Source organism: Mesorhizobium sp. M5C.F.Cr.IN.023.01.1.1 (assembly GCF_003997585.1).
Taxonomy (GTDB): Bacteria; Pseudomonadota; Alphaproteobacteria; order Rhizobiales; family Rhizobiaceae; genus Mesorhizobium; species Mesorhizobium wenxiniae.
In genome coordinates this window covers 22635-36826 of the sequence record NZ_RZSU01000046.1, presented here as the reverse complement: position 1 = coordinate 36826, position 14192 = coordinate 22635, and the positions used below count along the sequence as shown (strand labels likewise).

Sequence of the window (14192 nt, the reverse complement as noted above, 5' to 3'; positions counted from 1 at the left end):
ACTAGTGTCCGACGGTTTCCGGCACCTGCCAGCCATAAAGCCAATCGAGATCGGCGGCGAGCCTTTCCCGAGAGCGCAGCTTCAGGAACAGGTTGCGCGCGACCGCCACCGGCCCGGAAGCGTGCCAGGCGAGACGGTTGACGGCACCGCGGCGGGCGACCTTGGCGATGCGCGGGCGCCGCACCTTTTCCCAGGCGGTAAGGGCGCTCCAGGGGTCGGCAGGCGAGGCGGCGACAAAACCGGCAAGGGTTGCGGCATCCTCGATCGCCATCGCCGCGCCTTGCGCCGCAAACGGCGTCATCGCATGCGCCGCGTCGCCGATCAGCGCGATGCCGGCGGGCGCTGTCCAAGGCTGTGCCTGGTCGACCGTATGGATCGGCCATGCGGTCCATGGGCCGGCATCCTCGGCAAGCCGGGCCAGTGCTGCCGCCGTGCCACGCATGGCGCCGACGAGGATGTTGGGGTCGGCGTGGCCCGACCAGCCCTCGGCGATGATCTCGCCCGTGGTGAAGGCGGCCAGGTTGAACGCCGTGCCGTTGCTGACCGGATAGGCGACGAGGTGAAAACCGGGATGCAGGAAGGCGGTCACGCAATTGGCGGCGCCGACCGCCGCAAGCGCTTCTCCCGCGACACTGTCTGCACTGATCGTAGCGCGCCAGGCAAGCTCGCCCGAAAACCGGCTTTTGGCCGCAAACCCGCCAAAAGCACGGATGGCCGACCAAACGCCGTCGGCGCCGATCAGCAGAAAGCCGTCGGCTTCGACCGTCTTGCCGGCAATCTCGACTGTTGCCGTGGTATGGCGCGGTCCTGCGGCGACGCCGCCGACGCGCGCGCCGGTGACGAGACTGATGTCCGGCTGTTCGGCAAGGCGCGCCATCAGCGCGTCTTGCAGATCGGCCCGATGAGCGACGAGATAGGGCGCGTGCCAGCGCCTTTCGGCTGCTTCGCCAAGCGGCACCCGCGCCAGCTCGCGCAGTGTGGCGGCGTCCTTGAGCACGACCGCCTCCGGCCGCACCGCCGCCGGCAAGAGCCGGTCGAGCACGCGGAGCTGGCGAAGGATGCGCGTTGCGTTGGGTGAGAGCTGGATGCCGGCGCCGGCCGCTTCGAGGCGCGGCGCCTGTTCGAACAGCCGCACCAGATAGCCGCGCTCGGAAAATGCCAGCGCCGCAGTCAGTCCGGCGACGCCGGCGCCGGCGATAACGACCTGCCGGGACCGGGTGTCGTCCATGGGGATGACGTGCGCGTCAGGCGGCCTGGTCGATATAGAGGCATCCCGCAGGCTGCGTTTCCGTCGCCTTCAGCTTTGGCGAATAGCGAAAAAGCGTCGAGCAATAGGGGCAGACCTTTTCATTGTCGTCGCCCATGTCGAGAAACACATGCGGATGGTCGAAAGGCGGGTTGGCGCCGGTGCACATGAATTCCTTGACGCCGATGTCGATCGCCGCATAGCCCGCATCGTTCTGGAAATGGGGAATGGAACCGCTTGCCATCGTCGTCTCCTGCATTTGCCGCATGACCCCGGATCATGCGCGCAATCAAAATTCCACCGCGCCCTTTGCGCGTCCAAGGGCGCGCCGCGCTGTAGCCTGGATTGCATCTGGATCATAAGCTGTCTCTTTGCAAGATCGATGAAATCAAACTGTCGTAAAAGCCTGTCACAGGATAAGCTAAGCCGGTTAAGGCATGGTCCGAAAACCGAATTCGGTTTCGCTGGGGATCATGCGTAGCTAAGAGTGATAGAGCGTCCTTTGCGCGTCCGCAAAGACGCGCGACGCTGTGGCCAGCGGGTGCGAAACGAGCAGGAACCATGAACGAACTAAAGCCGGTGCAGAGCGAATTCACCACTGTCGAGGTGGCGAGCCCCGAGGGCGGCAACCCGGACCGTTTCGTCAACCGCGAGTTTTCCTGGCTGCAATTCAACCGCCGCGTCCTCGAGGAATCGCTTAACGCCAATCATCCGCTGCTCGAACGTGTCCGCTTCCTGTCGATTTCGGCCGCCAATCTCGACGAGTTCTTCATGGTCCGTGTCGCCGGTCTCGCCGGCCAGGTTCGTGAAGGCATCAAGCTGAAGAGCCCGGACGGCCGCACCCCCGAACAACAGCTGGAACAATTGCTGCGCGAGGTCGAGCGCCTGCAGGAAGACCAGCAGAAAAGCCTTTCCGCGCTGATGCTGCTGCTCGACAAGGAAGGAATCGAGAGCATCAGCCGCGATGGGCTGACCAAGGACGAGAAAACCTGGCTCGAGGATCATTTCCAGGAGCAGGTATTTCCGGTGCTCACACCGCTGTCAATCGACCCGGCGCATCCATTCCCGTTCATTCCCAATCTCGGCTTCTCGATGGCCCTGCAATTGCGCCATCGCAGGAATGGCGAGGAGATGAGCGCGCTGTTGCGTCTGCCGGTGGCGCTGAAGCGCTTCATCCGCTTGCCCGACCGCAAGCATCATGTCCGCTTCATTACGCTGGAAGAAGCGGTTGGCCTCTATATCGGCAAGCTGTTCCCCGGCTACGAAGTCAAGGGCTCCGGCACGTTCCGCATCATCCGCGACAGTGACATCGAGGTCGAGGAGGAGTCGGAGGATCTCGTGCGCCTGTTCGAGACGGCGCTGAAGCGCCGCCGCCGCGGCTCGGTCATCCGCATCGAATTCGACAAGCTGATGCCGGCCGAACTGCGCGAGTTCGTCGCCGGCGAGCTTGGCGTCTCGTCGAGCCGCATCAGCGTGCTCACCGGCCCGCTGGCGCTCAGCCAGATTTCCGAGATCGTCGCCATCGCCCGCGACGATCTCAAATTCACGCCCTATAATCCGCGCTTTCCCGAGCGCATCCGCGAGCACGGCGGCGACTGTTTCGCTGCCATCCGCGAGAAGGACATCATCGTTCATCACCCTTACGAATCGTTCGACGTGGTGGTGCAGTTCCTGCGCCAGGCGATGGCCGACCCGGAAGTCGTGGCAATCAAGCAGACGCTCTATCGCACCTCGAACGACAGCCCGATCGTGCGCGCCTTGGTCGACGCGGCGGAGGCTGGCAAGTCGGTGACGGCGCTGGTCGAGCTCAAGGCGCGTTTCGACGAGGAAGCCAACATCCGCTGGGCGCGCGACCTCGAGCGCGCCGGCGTTCAGGTCGTGTTCGGCTTCCTCGAACTGAAGACCCATGCGAAAATGTCGCTGGTGGTGCGGCGCGAGGACGGCAAGCTACGCAATTACGTGCATCTCGGCACCGGCAACTACCACCCGGTCACCGCGCGCATCTACACCGACCTGTCCTTCTTCACCACCGCTTCGACGATCGCCCGCGATGTCGCCCAGCTGTTCAATTTCATCACCGGCTACGCCGAGCCGACCGAGGAGATGCGGCTGGCCATCTCGCCGTTCACGCTGCGCAAGCGCATCCTCAAGCACATTTCGGAGGAGATTGCCCATGCGCAGGAGGGCAGGCCGGCCCGCATCTGGATGAAGATGAATTCGCTGGTCGACCCGATCATCATCGACGCGCTTTATGACGCCAGCCGCGCCGGCGTCGAGATCGATCTCGTCGTGCGCGGCATCTGCTGCCTGAGGCCCCAGGTGCCGGGCCTGTCGGAAAACATAAGGGTCAAGTCGATCGTCGGCCGCTTCCTCGAACACAGCCGCATCTATTGTTTCGGCAACGGCCATGGACTGCCCTCGGACGGGGCGGTCGTCTACATCTCGTCGGCCGACTTGATGCCGCGCAATCTCGACCGCCGCGTCGAAACCATGGTGCCGATCACCAATCCAACGGTGCATGAACAAGTCCTCGGCCAGATCATGCTGGGCAACATCATGGACAACCAGCAAAGTTTCGACGTATTGGCTGACGGAACCTCCCGGCGCGCCACGCTTGAGGAGGGCGAGGAACCGTTCAACGCGCAGGAATATTTCATGACCAATCCGAGCCTTTCCGGACGCGGCGATGCGCTGAAATCGCATGCGCCCAAGCGCATCGCGCAGTTCAAGCGCCGCAAGAAAAACGCCGCAGCGACCGGCTGATGATTTCAACGTCCCAGGGCCGGCTTCAGGACCGCCGACCGCTGTCCATCATCGACATCGGGTCGAACTCGATCCGTCTTGTCGTCTATGAGGGGCTGGCGCGCTCGCCGACCATGCTGTTCAACGAAAAGATGCTGGCCGGCCTCGGTCGCGGCATCGTCTCGACCGGAAAGCTCGATCCCGAGGCGGTGACCCGCTCGATGGAGGAGTTTCGGCGTTTCCGCGCGCTGTCCGAGCAGGTCGGCGCCGAGCGTATGTATGTACTGGCGACCGCCGCCGCCCGCGAGGCGGTCAACGGCCCCGATTTCATCCACCGTGCCGAAGACGTACTCAAGACCGAGGTCCAGGTGCTGAGCGGGCGCCAGGAAGCCCACTATTCCGCGCTTGGCGTCATTTCCGGCTTCCACCCGGCCAACGGCATCGCCGGCGACCTCGGCGGCGGCAGCCTCGAACTGGTCGACGTCGATGGCGAGGCAATCGGCGACGGCATCACGCTGCCGTTGGGCGGCCTGCGTCTACAGGACATGGCCAAGAACTCACTGGCCCAGGCGGCAAAGATAGCGCGCGACGAGCTCGCGAAGGCAAAGCTGCTGAAAGGCGGGCAGGGCAGGCCGTTCTATGCGGTTGGCGGCACCTGGCGAAACCTCGCCCGGCTGTACATGGAAATGACCACCTATCCGCTGAGCGTCATGCACCATTACGAGATCGGCATCGACAGCGCTACGAACTTCCTCAAGCAGGTTGCCAAGGGCGAGATCGAGAAGATAAGGGGTATCGAGGGCGTCTCAAAGAACCGCCGCTCGCTGCTGCCTTATGGCGCCACCGTGCTGCAGGAGATCATGGCGGCGATGCAGCCGTCCAAGATCATTGTTTCGGCGCTGGGCGTGCGCGAGGGCTTTCTCTATTCGCTGCTCGACAAAGCCGAGCAGATGGCAGATCCGCTGATCTCGGCCTCTGAAGAACTCGCCCGGCTGCGTTCGCGCTCGGTCACCCACGCGCATGAGCTTGTCGAGTGGACGGGCAAGACCTTCGCCGCCTTCGGCATCGAGGAGACCGTCGACGAGGCGCGTTACCGCCAGGCCGCCTGTCTGCTTGCCGACATCGGCTGGCGCGCACATCCCGAATATCGCGGCAAGCAATCGCTCAACATCATTGCCCACGCCTCCTTCATCGGCGTCGACCATCCCGGCCGCGCCTTCCTGGCGCTGGCCAACGCCTACCGTCATGAGGGCATCTTCAACGAATCGATCGCGCCGGAAATCAAGGCACTGGCGACGCCGCGCTATATCGAGCGCGCCCGCGTACTGGCCGCCGTGATGCGCGTCGTCTATCTGCTGACGGCGGCAATGCCGGGCGTCATGCCGCGGTTGAAATGGGAGAGCCGTGGCAATGGCGTGCTTGCGCTGGTACTGCCGGCGTCGCTGGCCGATCTTTACGGCGAGCGGCCGGCCGGGCGACTGGCACAGCTGGCAAGGGTCACCAACCGCCGGCTGGTACTGGCGGTCGAGGGCGGCCCCAATATGCCAGCCAAGTAATCTGGCTCAGGCAAACAGCTTGTGCCGGTCAAGTCGTTTCAGGACCGATCCGAAGTATCCGCCCATCAAACGAATAGGCACCTGCGCCAGCCATCGCCAGCGCCAGAAAACCGCCTGATAGGGCGATGTCCTTCATCAGCATCTGCGAATGCATGAAGGTCAGCGTCGGATCGTCGCCACCCTGGCCATAATGGCCGATGAAGCCTGCCGCGATGCAGAAGGCGGCAAGCAGAAGCGCCACGACAGGTGTCTTGAAGCCGACGAGGATGAGCAGCCCGGCGATCAGCTCGAACAGCCCCGTGCCCCAGGCAGCAAGCGTCGGCAGCGGCAGGCCGAGGCCGGCGAAATAGCCCGACGTACCGGCGATGTCGCTAAGCGCGTGAAAGCCGGACGGAACGAATAGCGCGGCGAGCAGCAGTCGGGAAAGCAGTAGCAGCGCATTGCGGGGCATTGGTCACCTCCGAGGTCGGCCAGGCCGGTTGGCTCACCCCGACGTCTCGATCTTAGCAGAAATTCGAGCCAGGCCACTCGGCCCGCCAATCGAAGGTCGTTAGATCGACAACGAAAAAGGGGCGCGAAAAATTCCGCGCCCCTTGCTGCACTGGCTATTAGCCTGCGTCAGCCGCGCTTAGCGTCGACCGAATAGGCGCCGGCGCCCGAGGAAGCCAGCACGAGGAAGCCGCCGGCAATCGCCAGGTTCTTCATGAAGCTGATCATCTGCATCTGATCGGCCCAGCCGGTGTGGGCGATCAGTCCCGTGGCGACGGTGAAGATTGCCAGCACCCAGGCGGTGATCCGGGTCTGAAAGCCGATGAGGATGGCGAGACCGCCAAGCAGCTCGATCAGGCCGACGACAATCGCCGTTACGGTTGGCATGGGCAGGCCCATGCTGCCGAAGTAACCGGCGGTGCCGGCGATCGCAGTGAGCTTGCCGAAACCGGAAAGCACGAAGATGACTGAAAGCAGAACGCGGCCAAGCAGGATGGTCGCCGAGGCGTTGGAAACGGTGCCGGAACCGGCAACGGACGTATTGGTAGACATGATATAGGCTCTCTCGGGAAGGGTTGCGTTGCCCATCCACATAGAGCAGGGCGACTGTTCACCAAAGATGCAGATTTGGTTACAGATTGTTCACAGCAGTAACGTTTTTGCGATCAGCCAAAATCATCCCGGATGCGTCATGTCCTCCGGGCGCACCAGGCGGTCGTAGTCGGCCTCGCTGACCAACCCGGTGGCCAGCGCTTCCTCGCGCAAGGTCGTACCGTTCCTATGCGCGGTCTTGGCGATCTTGGCGGCGTTGTCGTAGCCGATGGTCGGCGCCAATGCTGTCACCAGCATCAGCGAACGGTCGAGTGCGGCCTTGATGTTCTCTTCCCGCGCCTCGATGCCGACCACACAATTGTCGGTGAAGGAGATGGAGGCGTCGGCGAGCAGCTGCACCGATTGCAGGAAATTATAGGCCATCAGCGGGTTATAGACGTTGAGCTCGAAATGGCCCTGGCTGCCGGCGAAGGTCACAGCCGCATTGTTGCCGAACACCTGGATGCAGACCTGCGTCAATGCCTCGCACTGGGTGGGGTTGACCTTGCCCGGCATGATCGATGAACCCGGCTCGTTTTCCGGCAGCGACAGTTCGCCGAGGCCGGAGCGCGGGCCGGAGCCGAGCAGACGAATGTCGTTGGCAATCTTGAACAGGGCGCCGGCGCAGGCGTTGATGGCGCCATGCGAAAACACCATGGAATCGTGCGCGGCCAGCGCCTCGAACTTGTTCGGCGCGGTGACGAAGGCGATGCCGGTGATGTCAGCGATTCGCGCCGCCACCTTCTCGGCAAAGCCGATCGGCGCGTTGAGGCCGGTGCCGACGGCCGTGCCGCCTTGCGCCAGTTCCTGCAGGCCGGGCAGCGTCATCTCGATGCGTTTGATCGACGAGGCGACCTGCGCGGCATAGCCTGAGAATTCCTGGCCAAGGGTGAGGGGCGTCGCGTCCTGCGTATGCGTGCGGCCGATCTTGACGATGTGGGCGAAAGCTTTGGTCTTGGCTTCGAGCGCCGCATGCAAATGCTTCAGCGCCGGCAGCAGGTCGTGCACGATGCGCTCCGCGCAGGCGATGTGCATGGCCGTCGGATAGGTATCGTTCGACGACTGGCTCATATTGACGTGGTCGTTGGGGTGCACCGGTTTCTTGGACCCCATGACGCCGCCCAGCAGTTCGATCGCCGGATTGGAGATCACCTCGTTGGCGTTCATGTTGGATTGCGTACCCGAGCCGGTCTGCCAGACGACCAGCGGAAAATGATCGTTGAGCTTGCCGTCGATAACTTCCTGGGAGGCTTCGATGATCGCCTTGCCGATAGCCGGGTCGAGCCGCTTCAGCTCCATATTGGTTTCGGCCGCCGCCCGCTTGACGATGCCGAGCGCGCGAACGATCGACGCCGGCTGCTTTTCCCAGCCGATCTTGAAATTGCCCAGCGAACGCTGCGCCTGCGCGCCCCAATAACGGTCGGCGGCGACTTCGATGGGACCGAACGTGTCGGTTTCGGTTCTGGTCTCTGGCGCGCTCACTTGTCTCTCCGGTCTGTCGAATTCGGCATCGGCGTATCGCGTTGCACAAATGGCTTCAAGCGGAGATTGCGAGCCGCAAGGATGCAAATCGGTTGAAGGAGCGCGGGCTCTTCCTTCTCCCCTTGTGGGAGAAGGTGGATCGGCGCGTAGCGCCGAGCCGGATGAGGGGTGGTGGACGGAGCACCGTCGGTGCCAAGCTGGAACACCCCTCATCCGACCGAGCGGAGCCTGTCCTCGGGCTTGCCGGAGGCAAGACCCGTGGGCTCGGCCACCTTCTCCCACAAGGGGAGAAGGAAGAGGCTCCTCTCTCACCGACCAAGCAGCGATCGTGAGGTTGCAGATAGGCGCAGCGTTTCCGTCGGTCTGGCTAGCCTCGACAGCAATGCCTGCCAGGCCGGCGCCGCGGCAAGCGCGGCTTCAACGCTTTCATGGGCGTCCGCGCTGTCGAAGGCGGCGACGCTGATGAAGACGTTTTCGCCTGATCGCACCGGCAGGCGGGGAAAGCTGTTTTCGGCATGCTCGGTGACAAACGCAGCAAGTGGCCGTGCGCCAAATTCCGCCAGCGTGGGAATGGCGTCGGTTTCGAAGCGGCTGGCGAAGTCGGCCCCGGCGCCGGGCCGCAGATGGTGAATCTTGATGACAACAATATCCGACAAGCGATTGTCTTCGCGTGGCTTTTCGTAACCCGGCAAGGTTGTCCGTTGTGAGCCTGTCAGCTCGAAGCCCGCGCCCGGCCATGCCGGTTTCAGCAACAGCACGTCGTCGGAGGAAATCATCGTGGCGTTGGCGGCATCGCGATAGGCAGCCCACACGGGTCCCTCGTAGAAAGCGGTCAGCGCATTTTTCCGCGCTTCCATACCGTCGAAGCCGCGCAGCCAGACGAACATGTCAGGCCGGTCGAGATCGCGAAACTGACCGATAATGGTCATCCCTGCCGCTTCCTGACCCTCGATCAGGTGACCGTCGAAGATGTCGATCAGCGTTTCCCGCCGGCCAGGTTTCAGTGTGTATTGCCTGAGCTCGACGACCGGCGAGGCGTTGAGGCTGGATTTCGACGGGGCATTCGGGGGCAGGCTCATCGCACAATCTCCAAAACAGGGTGTTCATCCTGTTTTATAAACAGACCGGTTGTCCTGTTTTGTCAATCTGCTATCGTATGGAAATGTCAGCAGAGATGACTGCTCGCCTGAAGATGCGGCCCGGGAAACGCACCAACGATCCGCACGGCCTGCGCAAACGCGTGCTCGATGTGGCCGAAGCTTCCTTTCAGGCGCGCGGCTACCACGCATCCAGTCTCGGCGACCTGATGGCGGCGGCGGGCGTCACCGGCGGCGCGCTGCATCATCATTTCCCGACCAAGAAGGCGCTGGCGCTGGCGGTGATCGAGGAGCGGGTGGCGGCCGCCGTCGAAGAAACATGGATCGCGCCGGTGCAGGCGGCAGGCTCGGCGCGCGAGGGCGTGCGCAGCGTGTTCGAGGCCGTGGCAACGGAACTGGCGCAACAGGGTTTCGTGCGCGGCTGCCCGCTCAACAATCTGGCGCATGAGCTGTCGCTGGCCGATCCGGATTTTCGCACTGCCCTTGCCGGCATCTTTTCGGCGTGGCGCCAGGCGATCGCCGATAAGATCAGGGCCGACCAGCAGGCGGGCAGGGAGCAGGACACCGATCCGCCGCGCTTCGCCGCGCTTGCGGTCGCGACCTATTCCGGCGCCATGTCGATGGCCAAGACGGCGCAGAATTCCGGTGTGCTGCGCGATTGCCTGAACGCGCTGGAGCAGGGAGCTTCCCCAGTTTCGTCATCCAAGGGCGGAGCAGGAGCGAAGCGACGTCGCAGGGTGCTGCGGCAGTACAAAGCCTTTTGATCCCGGAGCGCCAGTCGCCCTCTGCCCTGCCGGGACTCAATTCGGCAGTGGTTTGATCACCTCGTAGCCGACCACGCTTTCGCCGCTGGTACCCTCGTCATAGCGCCTGGCCAGAACGGCCTGCAGGTCGGGCGCGTAGAGCGCGGTGAATTCATCCTGTGTCTTGCCGGCCTCGTTCCTGATCGTCTGCCTCACGGCGAGCACGTTGTATTTGCAGTCGCCCAGGCTGAAGGTCTCCTTTCCCTTGACGTTGATCTCGAGCGTCTCGGTGCCCTTCGGTTGTTTGTTTGCTGCGAGACGGACGAATATGGTCTTGCTCTTCGCCCCGGCCTTGAGCGGAAACAGCTTTCTGAGATCGGAAAACGGGATCATGGCAAGCTGACCGGTCTCGCTGTCGCGAAACACCTCGATCAGGCCGCCGAACAGAAACTGCGTCTGCGGCGATTGGGACTGGTATTCGTTGGCAACCGACACCATTCCAGCCGCCGCCGGTCGAAACTCGCTGTGGATGCCGGGCCTTTCGAGAATGAAGCCGGCCTTGGCGCCTTTGGCGTCGATACACTCGGCACCATGAGCGGCGCTCGCCAGCATGGTGAGTGCCGTGCCGATGGATATAGACTTCATAGCGTCCTCGTCTGCCCGCGCAAGTTGAGTCCTGACGCTAAAGGAATGCCAGACCTGCGGCACCGTGTCGACATACCGTTCGAGCCAACTGGACGAAGAGGCGCCGGCTGTGCTGAATCTCGCGTCATGAATCGCATCTCGGCAGGATCTCTCTCCCGGCGCAGCTTCCTGGCACAGGCGGCAGCGTTTGCTGCAGCCGGCGCCTTTGTGCGACCGGCGTTCGGAGGGACCGGGCAGGGCCTTCCGCCTGTCGACGCCACCTTCCTGTTCGTCGCCGATGTCCATGCCTGCCGCATGGCCAGCGGGCTGAGCCCCAATTGTCAGCAGGAAGGCAAGACCGACGCCGCCTTGCTGCGCAGTGTCGCCGCGTTGAACGCCATCGGCGAGAAGGACTGGCCGGCCGAAATCAACGGCATAGCCACCGGCCTGCGCTCAGCCGGCAGCCGCATCGGCACGCCGCTCGGCCTCGTCGTCGGCGGCGACATGACCGACGACGGCGGCGGCCAGGTCACCCAGCCCAGCGAAGGCACGCAGCTGCTCCAGTTCAGCCAGCGTTACCAGCAGGGCGTCGGTCCCGATCGCGTGCATGTGCCGGTCTTTGTCGGACTCGGCAACCATGATCTCGACCAGAACGGCCCGCCGCAGCACGTCGACTGGTACCGCCGCGAAATGCGCGATTATGTCGAGGTCAACCATCGTGCCGGCGTGTTCTTCAAGGCGCCGGTGCCGGTAACCGACTACGATGTCGACACCGACTGCTATTCGTGGGACTGGGGCGGCCTGCATCTCGTCCAGACGCACCGTTTTGCCGGCGACAGCGGCCACGGCGCGGTCTCCGGCCTGCCATGGTTGAAGCAGGATTTGGCGGCCCACGCGGCGGACGGCCGCCCTGTCATCCTGTTCCAGCACTATGGCTGGGATATTTTTTCGATCGAAAGATGGGATGCCGCCAAAGGAACCTTCGACGATGACGGCACTGGTGCGCCGCACTGGTGGAGCGAGGCGGACCGGCAGGCGCTGCTGGCGGCGCTGAAGGGCTACAACGTCATCGCCATCTTCCATGGCCACCAGCACGAGACACCGATGATGTACCGCAGCGATGGGCTCGATCTGTTCAAGCCGAAGGCCGCCTATATGGGCGGATTCGCGGTGGCGCGGGTGACCAGCGACAGCATGGACATAGTGCTTGGCGAAGCTGTCGATGACCATGGCGAAGTCGCCTTCACCAACGCTTTCTCCAAAAGCCTGAACTTGTAACGGCAACTGAAGCAAACGGACGGCCGCCTAAGCCGCTTTCCTCATTGCCATTGAAACGGCGGCGCAGGGATCAGAGCACCTTCCTGAGCTTGTCCTTCATGTCGCCATAAGCTTTCTGCAATGCCGGCGATCTTGTCGACCGCGCCTTCAGCCTGGGGCGATCGCCGCTCGCCATAAAAGAACGCCCCTCGCGCGTTTTATTGCACGGGAGGCGTCCTTTGCGTCAGCCTTTCCTGGGATTGCTCTCATGAACTGCTGACGATACCCAAAATGCACGGATGCCAAAATTGTTCCCGGCATGGTGCGATTTTTTTTAACAGCTGACGCTGGCCCGGGTTCGGCGCCAGATCCATTATCGGATTGCCTGCGCAGCCAGGCTTGCGGCGACCGGTCGGCCGGGCGGCGAAAGCAAAAAAATTGACACGGTGCCAAAAGAAGTCCATAAGCAATTCGTCGATATTTGTTTGACCGACTTTTGTTATCCGCGTGTCCAGGCGCGCCTTTGACGAACTTCCCCCATCAAAATCGAGACAAACGCTGTTGTGCATTCGCATGACGGCGAACGAATATTTGCCACGGAAAGGGTTCGTTATGAGCACAGGCACAGTTAAATGGTTCAACGCCACCAAGGGTTTTGGTTTTATTCAGCCTGATGACGGCTCGGCCGACGTTTTCGTCCACATCTCGGCCGTAGAGCGCGCCGGAATGCGTGACATCGTCGAGGGCCAGAAGCTCGGCTACGAGATGGTCCGCGACAACAAGTCGGGCAAGATGTCCGCCGATCAGTTGAAGGCGGCCTAAAACGGAATTCAGCCTCGCCGGTGACCACGGATGTACTGGCACCGGTGAACGGCGAATTCCAGCGCATGACCCGGGAAACATCAGTTTCCAGAAAGGATCATGCGCAGGTGAGAAAGTGTCAGCGCGTTCAACCGGCGCGCGGCGTTTCAGCGGGAGGTCAGGCAATGCCTGGCCTTTTGCATTCGGGGCGCTTCAAAAATTCGAAAAGAGCACCGCGCGTTCGCTTGAACGTGTTAAGGATGCTCAGCAATTTGAATCCGACTGCCGTATTGCTTTGTGCGTGGTCCTGGTCGAAAGACCGGCTTCGCCATTTTGCGGCATCATGCTCCGAACCGGGAGAAAGCCCTTGACCGCCTCTTCAAAGAAACCCCGCGACCAGGCCGAATCCATCTTCAGCAAGGCCCAGACCCAGTCCATGTCGCTCAACCGCATCATTTCCGAGCAGGACGCTGTCAGCCAGGCCCGGGAAGCCAAGACCGCGCGGCTGCGCGAGTTGCGCCTGGAAAAGGAAGCCGACGAGATGGCTGCGGCCGCCGCGCTCGCAGCCTCGCCGAAGCGCGTGGGCAAACGCTGATGGCCACCAAGCGCGTCCCGCAAAAGGCGATCGCCGCCGATTCGACCATCGCCGATGTCGTGGGAGAGCTCGACAAGCCGGTCGAATATGTCCGCCGGGTGCTCGAGAAGCTCGAGCGCTGCAAGCGCGCCCATGGCGATGCCCAGGTCAGGCTCGGCGTGCGTGGCCGCGCCGAATGCCCGAACTATCTGATCGAGTATGTCCGCGAAAATGCCAAGACCCATGAGCGGGTCACCCATCAGGATGCCGCCTATAGCGGCAGCACGCATCGTGAGTTGGCGCCCCGGCACATCGAGGAGGCCAGGAACTGGTCACCCGAGGAAATGAACATAACGGCGGTCTCGGCGCTGATCGGCCGCCTTCGCAACCCGAATGCGCCATCATCGCGTTTTTCCGACGAGGATTGATATGGCCATAAAATTTTCCGCCAAGGACCAGCCGGCGGCATCCGTTGCCACCGCAAAGCTGGCCAAGCCGGCCGCCGCGCCGAAAGCCGATATTACCGCCGAGGCCGCGACCGATCTGTTCAAGTCGCCGGCAGAAGTGGCGTCGCGCAAGAGCAAAAAGAAAAAATAGCGACTTTGCCACGAAACGCCGATCTGAATCCGTTTGCGTCAGGGCTGCTTGCCTTAGCGAGCGCCGGAGATTTTTCGCCTCTGGAGGAGCGAGCCGCCCCGCTCTTCGACTGCCAGAGCTGCGGCGCCTGCTGTTCCTATTCATCCGAATGGCCGCGCTTCTCGACCGAGGATGACGCGCAGCTCGACCGGATCCCGCAAGACCATGTGGCCGCCGACGAAGCGGGCATGCGCTGTGACGGCGTGCGTTGCTCGGCGCTTGCCGGCGAGGTCGGCAAGTCGACCGCCTGCGGCATCTACGAGGTCCGACCGGACGTCTGCCGCGCCTGCATGCCCGGTGGCGACGATTGCCTGATGGCGCGTCGCAGCCATGGGCTGCCGACGCTGTGATAAC

General features: G+C 62.9%; 17 protein-coding genes. 9 read left to right on the top strand and 8 right to left on the bottom strand.

What is annotated here, in order from left to right; genetic code table 11:
• Position 1: 1 nt before the first annotated feature.
• Positions 2–1228: an FAD-dependent monooxygenase gene (locus EOA78_RS19115; RefSeq protein WP_127316474.1), complete on the bottom strand. Its 1227-nt coding sequence runs from the start codon at positions 1226–1228 to the stop codon at positions 2–4.
• A gap of 16 nt (positions 1229–1244) precedes the next feature.
• On the bottom strand, positions 1245–1490 hold the full coding sequence (locus EOA78_RS19110; RefSeq protein ID WP_127316473.1) for a zinc-finger domain-containing protein: 246 nt from the start codon (positions 1488–1490) through the stop codon (positions 1245–1247).
• A gap of 317 nt (positions 1491–1807) precedes the next feature.
• Between EOA78_RS19110 and EOA78_RS19105 the strand changes: the two genes are divergently transcribed.
• On the top strand, positions 1808–4009 hold the full coding sequence (locus tag EOA78_RS19105; RefSeq protein ID WP_127316472.1) for an RNA degradosome polyphosphate kinase: 2202 nt from the start codon (positions 1808–1810) through the stop codon (positions 4007–4009).
• Positions 4009–5544: an exopolyphosphatase gene (gene ppx, locus EOA78_RS19100; RefSeq protein WP_127316471.1), complete on the top strand. Its 1536-nt coding sequence runs from the start codon at positions 4009–4011 to the stop codon at positions 5542–5544. The genes EOA78_RS19105 and ppx overlap by 1 nt, the downstream gene beginning before the upstream one ends.
• Before the next feature lie 28 nt (positions 5545–5572).
• Here ppx and EOA78_RS19095 read toward each other — a convergent pair whose 3' ends face one another.
• From EOA78_RS19095 to EOA78_RS19080, 4 genes are all read right to left on the bottom strand, one after another.
• Complete coding sequence (locus EOA78_RS19095; RefSeq protein WP_127316470.1) at positions 5573–5995, bottom strand: DoxX family protein; 423 nt, start codon at positions 5993–5995, stop codon at positions 5573–5575.
• 167 nt (positions 5996–6162) lie between these two features.
• Positions 6163–6585 (bottom strand): DoxX family protein, encoded by a 423-nt coding sequence (locus EOA78_RS19090; protein ID WP_127316469.1) that lies wholly within the window; start codon positions 6583–6585, stop codon positions 6163–6165.
• Between the two features lie 123 nt (positions 6586–6708).
• Positions 6709–8106: a class II fumarate hydratase gene (gene fumC, locus EOA78_RS19085; RefSeq protein WP_127316468.1), complete on the bottom strand. Its 1398-nt coding sequence runs from the start codon at positions 8104–8106 to the stop codon at positions 6709–6711.
• A 308-nt stretch (positions 8107–8414) separates the two neighbouring features.
• Positions 8415–9185 (bottom strand): NIPSNAP family protein, encoded by a 771-nt coding sequence (locus tag EOA78_RS19080; RefSeq protein WP_127316467.1) that lies wholly within the window; start codon positions 9183–9185, stop codon positions 8415–8417.
• Positions 9186–9280: 95 nt separating this feature from the next.
• On the opposite strand from EOA78_RS19080, the gene EOA78_RS19075 reads away from it, so the two are divergent.
• On the top strand, positions 9281–9967 hold the full coding sequence (locus EOA78_RS19075) for a TetR/AcrR family transcriptional regulator (protein WP_127316466.1): 687 nt from the start codon (positions 9281–9283) through the stop codon (positions 9965–9967).
• Between the two features lie 36 nt (positions 9968–10003).
• Here EOA78_RS19075 and EOA78_RS19070 read toward each other — a convergent pair whose 3' ends face one another.
• Positions 10004–10591: a hypothetical protein gene (locus tag EOA78_RS19070; RefSeq protein ID WP_127316465.1), complete on the bottom strand. Its 588-nt coding sequence runs from the start codon at positions 10589–10591 to the stop codon at positions 10004–10006.
• A gap of 126 nt (positions 10592–10717) precedes the next feature.
• Here EOA78_RS19070 and EOA78_RS19065 point away from each other — a divergent pair, with 126 nt between their 5' ends.
• Entirely contained in the window at positions 10718–11848 is a 1131-nt protein-coding gene (locus EOA78_RS19065; RefSeq protein ID WP_164783822.1) for a metallophosphoesterase, read from the top strand.
• 245 nt (positions 11849–12093) lie between these two features.
• Here EOA78_RS19065 and EOA78_RS19060 read toward each other — a convergent pair whose 3' ends face one another.
• Entirely contained in the window at positions 12094–12402 is a 309-nt protein-coding gene (locus EOA78_RS19060; RefSeq protein ID WP_164783821.1) for a hypothetical protein, read from the bottom strand.
• A gap of 37 nt (positions 12403–12439) precedes the next feature.
• Between EOA78_RS19060 and EOA78_RS19055 the strand changes: the two genes are divergently transcribed.
• The 5 genes from EOA78_RS19055 (at position 12440) to EOA78_RS19040 (ending at position 14188) form a co-directional block, all read left to right on the top strand.
• A complete protein-coding gene (locus tag EOA78_RS19055; protein ID WP_010915421.1) occupies positions 12440–12649 on the top strand; it encodes a cold-shock protein in 210 nt (69 codons plus the stop codon).
• A gap of 346 nt (positions 12650–12995) precedes the next feature.
• A complete protein-coding gene (locus EOA78_RS19050) occupies positions 12996–13223 on the top strand; it encodes a hypothetical protein (protein WP_127316462.1) in 228 nt (75 codons plus the stop codon).
• Complete coding sequence (locus tag EOA78_RS19045; RefSeq protein ID WP_065009001.1) at positions 13223–13630, top strand: hypothetical protein; 408 nt, start codon at positions 13223–13225, stop codon at positions 13628–13630. The genes EOA78_RS19050 and EOA78_RS19045 overlap by 1 nt, the downstream gene beginning before the upstream one ends.
• Position 13631: 1 nt before the next feature.
• Entirely contained in the window at positions 13632–13799 is a 168-nt protein-coding gene (locus EOA78_RS36030; RefSeq protein WP_164783820.1) for a hypothetical protein, read from the top strand.
• A 5-nt stretch (positions 13800–13804) separates the two neighbouring features.
• On the top strand, positions 13805–14188 hold the full coding sequence (locus EOA78_RS19040; RefSeq protein WP_127316461.1) for a YkgJ family cysteine cluster protein: 384 nt from the start codon (positions 13805–13807) through the stop codon (positions 14186–14188).
• Positions 14189–14192: the final 4 nt, after the last annotated feature.

Bases quoted from the DNA above. Each gene is read 5' to 3' on its own strand.
- EOA78_RS19060 (WP_164783821.1), bottom strand. From the start codon at position 12,402: ATGCGAATGCACAACAGCGTTTGTCTCGATTTTGATGGGGGAAGTTCG.
- EOA78_RS19055 (WP_010915421.1), top strand. From the start codon at position 12,440: ATGAGCACAGGCACAGTTAAATGGTTCAACGCCACCAAGGGTTTTGGT.
- EOA78_RS19090 (WP_127316469.1), bottom strand. From the start codon at position 6,585: ATGTCTACCAATACGTCCGTTGCCGGTTCCGGCACCGTTTCCAACGCC.
- EOA78_RS19080 (WP_127316467.1), bottom strand. From the start codon at position 9,185: ATGAGCCTGCCCCCGAATGCCCCGTCGAAATCCAGCCTCAACGCCTCG.
- EOA78_RS19065 (WP_164783822.1), top strand. From the start codon at position 10,718: ATGAATCGCATCTCGGCAGGATCTCTCTCCCGGCGCAGCTTCCTGGCA.
- EOA78_RS19105 (WP_127316472.1), top strand. From the start codon at position 1,808: ATGAACGAACTAAAGCCGGTGCAGAGCGAATTCACCACTGTCGAGGTG.
- ppx (WP_127316471.1), top strand. From the start codon at position 4,009: ATGATTTCAACGTCCCAGGGCCGGCTTCAGGACCGCCGACCGCTGTCC.
- EOA78_RS19075 (WP_127316466.1), top strand. From the start codon at position 9,281: ATGACTGCTCGCCTGAAGATGCGGCCCGGGAAACGCACCAACGATCCG.
- EOA78_RS19115 (WP_127316474.1), bottom strand. From the start codon at position 1,228: ATGGACGACACCCGGTCCCGGCAGGTCGTTATCGCCGGCGCCGGCGTC.
- EOA78_RS36030 (WP_164783820.1), top strand. From the start codon at position 13,632: ATGGCCATAAAATTTTCCGCCAAGGACCAGCCGGCGGCATCCGTTGCC.
- EOA78_RS19045 (WP_065009001.1), top strand. From the start codon at position 13,223: ATGGCCACCAAGCGCGTCCCGCAAAAGGCGATCGCCGCCGATTCGACC.
- EOA78_RS19095 (WP_127316470.1), bottom strand. From the start codon at position 5,995: ATGCCCCGCAATGCGCTGCTACTGCTTTCCCGACTGCTGCTCGCCGCG.
- EOA78_RS19070 (WP_127316465.1), bottom strand. From the start codon at position 10,591: ATGAAGTCTATATCCATCGGCACGGCACTCACCATGCTGGCGAGCGCC.
- EOA78_RS19110 (WP_127316473.1), bottom strand. From the start codon at position 1,490: ATGGCAAGCGGTTCCATTCCCCATTTCCAGAACGATGCGGGCTATGCG.